7 protein-coding genes and 1 pseudogene are annotated in these 5693 nt (G+C 69.4%); 3 read left to right on the top strand and 5 right to left on the bottom strand.

Features of this window, described 5'->3' with window-relative positions; all coding sequences use genetic code 11:
* A pseudogene (locus ETD96_RS40400) lies at window positions 1-117 on the top strand (IS5/IS1182 family transposase); the annotation flags it as partial.
* Here the strand turns inward: ETD96_RS40400 and ETD96_RS40405 are convergent.
* Window positions 96-899, bottom strand: coding sequence for a helix-turn-helix domain-containing protein (locus ETD96_RS40405; protein WP_138641765.1), 804 nt, complete (start codon window positions 897-899; stop codon window positions 96-98). The pseudogene ETD96_RS40400 and the gene ETD96_RS40405 sit on opposite strands and share 22 nt — an antisense overlap.
* 102 nt (window positions 900-1001) lie before the next feature.
* Between ETD96_RS40405 and ETD96_RS40410 the strand changes: the two genes are divergently transcribed.
* Entirely contained in the window at window positions 1002-1454 is a 453-nt protein-coding gene (locus ETD96_RS40410) for an ATP-binding protein (RefSeq protein WP_138641766.1), read from the top strand.
* Entirely contained in the window at window positions 1454-1786 is a 333-nt protein-coding gene (locus tag ETD96_RS40415) for a hypothetical protein (protein WP_138641767.1), read from the top strand. Before ETD96_RS40410 ends, ETD96_RS40415 begins: the two co-directional genes overlap by 1 nt.
* A gap of 42 nt (window positions 1787-1828) precedes the next feature.
* On the opposite strand, the gene fahA is transcribed toward ETD96_RS40415, so the two are convergent.
* From fahA to ETD96_RS40435, 4 genes are all read right to left on the bottom strand, one after another.
* Window positions 1829-2995 carry a fumarylacetoacetase gene (gene fahA / locus ETD96_RS40420; RefSeq protein WP_138641768.1) on the bottom strand — a complete coding sequence of 389 codons (1167 nt, stop codon included), beginning with the start codon at window positions 2993-2995 and terminating at the stop codon, window positions 1829-1831.
* Window positions 2992-3849, bottom strand: a complete 858-nt coding sequence (locus ETD96_RS40425) for a hypothetical protein (RefSeq protein WP_205719710.1) — start codon at window positions 3847-3849, stop codon at window positions 2992-2994. Before ETD96_RS40425 ends, fahA begins: the two co-directional genes overlap by 4 nt.
* Window positions 3825-5030, bottom strand: a complete 1206-nt coding sequence (locus tag ETD96_RS40430; protein ID WP_138641769.1) for a homogentisate 1,2-dioxygenase — start codon at window positions 5028-5030, stop codon at window positions 3825-3827. Before ETD96_RS40430 ends, ETD96_RS40425 begins: the two co-directional genes overlap by 25 nt.
* Before the next feature lie 129 nt (window positions 5031-5159).
* Window positions 5160-5687, bottom strand: a complete 528-nt coding sequence (locus ETD96_RS40435) for a MarR family winged helix-turn-helix transcriptional regulator (protein WP_138641771.1) — start codon at window positions 5685-5687, stop codon at window positions 5160-5162.
* Window positions 5688-5693: the final 6 nt, after the last annotated feature.

Here is a 5693-nt window from a genome sequence, read left to right on the forward strand (position 1 = left end):
AACGCCCAGCTCAAGAGCTGGCGAATCCTCCGCAAGCTCCGCTGCAGCCCCAGCAAGGCCGGCCACTTCGTCAAGGCCATCGCCGTCCTACAGAACTACGAAGCCACCCGAGGATGAAAAAGGGTCAGTGATGCGTTCTTGGGTAAGGCCACATCTCCGATGAGGTCGAACCACACCCGATATGAGGCTATCTCGGTTGCATCCTGGACGAGTCGTCCGCCCCCATGGGCAGCACAGTAGACCGTGTGCGAGCGGTCCACGGTCATGATCTTGAAAGAACCGTCGCGGCCTACGTGCGCACCGGCGTCCCTGGGAACGATTCTGATGGTGACATGGGAGAGACTGGCCATCTCCACGAGATGGGCAAGTTGCTCGCGCATGATCGCGGTGGAGCCCACCGGCTGCTCTATGACGCCTTGGTCGAGCAGAACCCACACTCGGGGCCGTGGCTTGCGGTGGAGGTACTCCTGGCGCTGGAGACGGGCCTTGACTCCGTCCTCGGGGTCTTCTATCCCGGCCGCGTCGAACATGGCGCGGATGTAGCCCTCGGTTTGGAGTAGGCCCGGAACCCAGCCGAGCTCCCATATCCGAAGTTCAGCGGATCTTGCTTCAAGATCTAGATGTGTCTTGAACCATTCGACCTCGTGCCCCGCCTTGGCGAAGTTCACCAAGCGCCTGAAAGAGCAGCCCAAGCCCCAGGCGCCGTCGATCTTGCTTGCGTGGTTCGCCTGGAGCCTGGTGTCTCCTGATTCAACACGGGCAACCAATGACCGATCCCTGTCGATCAGGTCGCCCACGGCAGCGAGGGACAGTCCTCGCTCAAGGCGCTGTCTTCGCAGCTCAACGGCTATGAAGTCCCAGAGATCATTGTCGGGATCGAAGCCGTGACGCGTGCGCATGGTCATCCTTGGCTTGTTGAGCTTGTTGAACTCCCGTAGCCAATATATGTCAACCGGAGGCAGCCTTGTCGTGGAAACGCGAGGGAAAGGGAGGTGGGTGAAATGGGAGTGAAAGCCTCGGGTTCGGGCGAGTTGGACATTTCTTGTCTCGCGGCCGGGACGGTGTCGGGGCTGGTGCGGACTCTGGTGGAGTTCCGGCTTGCGGAATGGGGGCTGGAAAAGCTCGCGGACGATGTTCTGTTGATCGCCGGTGAGCTTGTCGCCAATGCCGTCCGGCACGCGCCGGCGGATCGGGAGATCCGGGTCCGGTTCACTCGGGAGGCTTCGGCCGTCGTGCTGGCGGTGTGGGACTCGTCCGATGCCATGCCGGTGGTGCGGCCGGTCGTGGAGCTCACGCTGGACGACGTCGTGCCGGACGCTCGGGCCCTGGAGGACGGGCACGACGCCGGTATCGGCGGGTGGGGCCTCCCGCTCGTCCAGGCCCTCTCGTCCGGCTGCGGAGTCCGTGACACCGAGCCGCACGGCAAGTGGGTGTGGGCGAAGGTCGCCACCTGATGCGTACGGCCGTGCTGTGGGGGCGGACGGCGGCGGGGCGCCGCATGGCCGTGCGCTGGCTCGATCTTCTTGCCGACGGGGTCGGTGCGCGCGGGTATCGGTGCGTCCGGCTCTATCGGGTCGGGTGGCGGCCGATGCTGTGGGTCTACGCGCGCGGGGCCGTCCGGGACGTCGGGGTCCTGGTGGACGTGCGGGCCGTCCCCGGGGGCCTCGCCTACTACGAGACTGAGCGGGGACGGGCGGGCTACCTATCTCCGTGCGGAGAGGTCGAGGGAGCCGTTGAGCAGGTTGACCTGCTTCTCAAGCACCGCATGTTCCCGGCCACCTGGTAGAGCTGAGCCACCGCCCACGGAGGCTGTGGGCGGTGGCTGTGTTCAGCGGGCGGGCAGGATTCGGCCCTTGACTTCGCCGAAGCCGATGCGGGTGCCGGACGGGCCGGGGGCCGTGGCGGTGATGGCCACCTCGTCGCCGTCCTCTAGGAAGGTGCGGGGCTCGTTGTTGACCTCGATGGGCTCCTTGCCGCCCCAGGTCAGTTCTATGAAGGCGCCGCGCTGGTCCTTGGCCGGGCCTGAGATGGTGCCGGACGCGAACAGGTCGCCTGTGCGGGACGAGGCGCCGTTCACCGTCATGTGCGCGAGCATCTGCGCCGGGGACCAGTACATCTCGCGGTAGGGCGGGCGGGAGACCACCTGGCCGTTCCACGAGACCTCAAGGGAAAGGTCCAGGCCCCACGGGTTCTTCTCCTGGAGGTAAGGGAGGGGCTCCGGGTCCTGGGGCGGGGTCGCCACGCGGGCCGCTTCCAAGGCGAGGAGGGGGACGACCCAATGGGAGATGGACGTCGCGAAGCTCTTCCCTAGGAAGGGCCCAAGGGGGACGTACTCCCACGCCTGGATGTCACGGGCCGACCAGTCGTTGACCAGGACGACGCCGAAGACGCGCTCAGAGAAGTCTTCGGTGGTGACCGGCGTGCCCAGGGGCGAGCCGGTGCCCACGACGAAGCCGACTTCGGCCTCGATGTCCAGGCGGCGGCTCTCGCCGAAGGTCGGGGCGTCCTCGCCCTTGCGCTGGCCGGTGGGGCGGACGATGTCCGTCCCGGACGGGACGACCGTGCCGGCGCGGCCGTGGTAGCCGACCGGGAGGTGCATCCAGTTCGGCATCAGCGGTTCGGAGCCGGGGCGGAACAGGCGGCCGAGGTTCGACGCGTGGTGCTCGGACGCGTAGAAGTCGACGTAGTCGGCGACCTCGAACGGCATGTGCATGGTGACCGCGTCCACCGGGTGCACCGCCGCGTCGGGGATGTCGTCCGCGACCAGGTCGAGGAGTTGTTCGCGGACCTCGACCCAGCGGGCGTGGCCCTGCGCCATGAACGGGTTCAGGGACGGCGCCGCGAAGACGTCGTCGCCCAGTGCCGCGGCGAGGTCCACGACCGAGTCGGCCACGCGGACGCCTACGCGCGGTGAACCGCCGGGGGGAGAGAAAACGCCGTACGGGAGGTTGGCGAGCCCGAAGTGGGAGCCTTCGGGGATCGCGATGCGGGTCATCGGGTGGTCTCCTGGAGGGCGGACGCGAGCAGGCCCAGGTCCGCGAGTTCGTTCAGCGGGTCGGTGATGCTGCACGTCCCGAAGGACAGGAAGCGGCCGCGCGCGGCGATCGTGCGGGCCGTGCCGAGCGTCGAGACGTGGGACGCGACGGAGCGGGCGTCGCGGTCGGCGAGGATCGCGGCCAGTTCGGTGACCGGGCGGCCGCGCAGGGCGGCGTCGGTCGCGAGCAGCAGGTTCAGGAAGCCGTGCTGGTGGAAGCCGGTCTCCGGGTCGGTGTTGCGGACGGGGTGGTGCAGCCCGGCCGTCGCCTTGAACGGGAGGCGGGCGTCCACGACCTGCTTGATCCCGGCGGCGAGTTCCTCCGGGCTCGGGTAGAGGTGCGCCTTGACGCCGCCGGTGCGGAACTTGGCGCGGTGCCGCCGGGCGGCGACGGCGGCGATCATCGCGGAGCGGCGGTCGTCGCGCGGGATCTCGACGTAGACGGGGACGTCGGCGCGGCCGAGCAGGCGGAAGAACTCCTCCGGCTGCATGCCGGGCGGGACGGCGACCTCTAGGCCGCGCACCGTGATCGGCAGGTCGGCGGCGGCGGCGAGGGCCTTGGACGCCTGGCACGGGCCGCTCGGCGCGGTGATCGACACGTCGAGGGGCTCCCCGCCGAGCAGCGGGTAGAGGTCGTCCAGCGCGGTCGCCGGCAGGACGAGCGGGCCGACGAGGTCGGCGTACGGGGCGGCGCGGTGCGCGCGGTGGGCCGGGACGGCGTCGGCGAGCGCTGCGAGGCCCGGCGGGAACACGGCGGCGTCGTCGCACAGGCCGTGGGCGAACGCGGGGATCACGGCCGCCTCGCCCAGGTCCACGCGTAGGCGGAGTCTTCGCAGGCCAGCCCGCCTTCACCGAGTTCGAGCGGGTGGAACGTGTCGACCATGACCGCCAGCTCGTCGAAGAACTCGACGCCGATGCTGCGCTCGTAGGCGCCGGGCTGCGGGCCGTGCGCGAGGCCGCCGGGGTGGACGGAGACGGAGCCCTGGCCGATGCCGGAGCCCTTGCGCGCCTCGTAGTCCCCGCCGCAGTAGAACATGATCTCGTCGGAGTCGACGTTCGAGTGGTAGTACGGCACCGGGATCGACAGCGGGTGGTAGTCCACCTTGCGCGGCACGAAGTTGCACACGACGAAGTTGTGGCCCTCGAACACCTGGTGGACGGGCGGCGGCTGGTGGACGCGGCCCGTGATCGGCTCGAAGTCGTGGACGCTGAACGTGAACGGGTACAGGCAGCCGTCCCAGCCGACGACGTCGAACGGGTGCCGCGCGTACGTCATGCGGGTGCCGACGACGCCGCGCGACGTACGGTGCTTGACGAGGACCTCGACGTCGGTCTCGTCGGAGAGCAGCGGCTCGGACGGGCCGTGCAGGTCGCGCTCGCAGTACGGGGCGTTCTCCAGGAACTGCCCGTAGCGGGACAGGTAGCGCTTGGGCGGCGCGATGTGGCCCGTCGCCTCGATCGCGTAGGCGCGCAGCGGCTCGTCGCCGGTCGGCAGCCAGCGGTGCGTGGTGGACGTCGGGATGATGACGTAGTCGCCCTGCCGCGCGGAGAGCGTGCCGAAGACCGTCTCGACCGTGGCCGTTCCCGACTCGATGTAGACGATCTCGTCGCCGGTCGCGTTGCGGTACAGCGGCGAGTCGGCGGACGACACGACGTAGGAGAGGCGCACGTCGTTGTTGGCGAGGATCACTCGGCGGCCGGTGACGACGTCGGTGTCCGCCCAGGTCTCCTTGGGGAACAGCTCGTGCAGCTTCAGATGGCGCGGCTTGAGCGGGTGGTTGGGGGTCGTCGCCGTGTCGGGGACGTCCCAGGCCCGGGAGTCGGTGATCGCCGACGGGATCTCCCGGTGGTACAGGAGGGACGAGTCGGACGAGAAGCCCTCCTCGCCCATCAGTTCCTCGAAGTACAGCCGCTCCTCGCCGTCCCCGTGGTCGATGTGCCTGTGCTGGGTGTGGCGCTTCGGCGGCACGTGGCCGACCCGACGGTAGTGGGCCATGTCCATCGCCTCCGATGGTTAATGCATTAACTACTTTCTGCCGACCTTACGGGTGTTCTTCCGTTCAGGGAAGGGCCTAACCCGGTCACGGCGGCCCGGCCCTCCCCGTGCCGCCCGGCCGGCGCGGGGTCAGGAGCGCTCGCGGGCGTCGAAGGACGTCCGGCCTGCGATGAGCTTGTCCAGCAGCATGATCAGCATCCGCTGCTCGGTCTCGGTCAGCGTGCCGGCCCACTGCCGCTCGCGCTCGTGCTGCGCGGCGAAGATCTCCAGCATCGCCGTGCGGCCCTTCTCGGTCAGCGACAGGATCACCGACCGGCCGTCGCGCTCGCCGGGCGTCCGGTCCATCATCCCGTCCGCGACCAGCGTCTTCGCCAGGTTGGAGACGGCGGCGCGGCTCATCCCGGCGAGCGTCGCGGCCCGGCCCGGCTCCAGCGGACCGGCCAGCCAGGTCACGAACAGCAGCCGGAACCCGGCCCAGGAGTGCCCGCGCGGCCGGTGCACCGTGGACTCCAGGTCGTAGGTGACGATCGCGGACGCCCGGTTCAGGGTCAGCAGCAGCCGGGTCGCGAGGCGGTCGGGGAAGCCGAACTCCTCCGCCAGCCGCCGCCCCGCGAGGTCGACGAACGTCCAGAAGCCGAGGTCGTCCCGCTCATCCATCGCCCC

Origin of the sequence: Actinomadura geliboluensis, assembly GCF_005889745.1 — a bacterium.
Lineage (GTDB): Bacteria > Actinomycetota > Actinomycetes > Streptosporangiales > Streptosporangiaceae > Spirillospora > Spirillospora geliboluensis.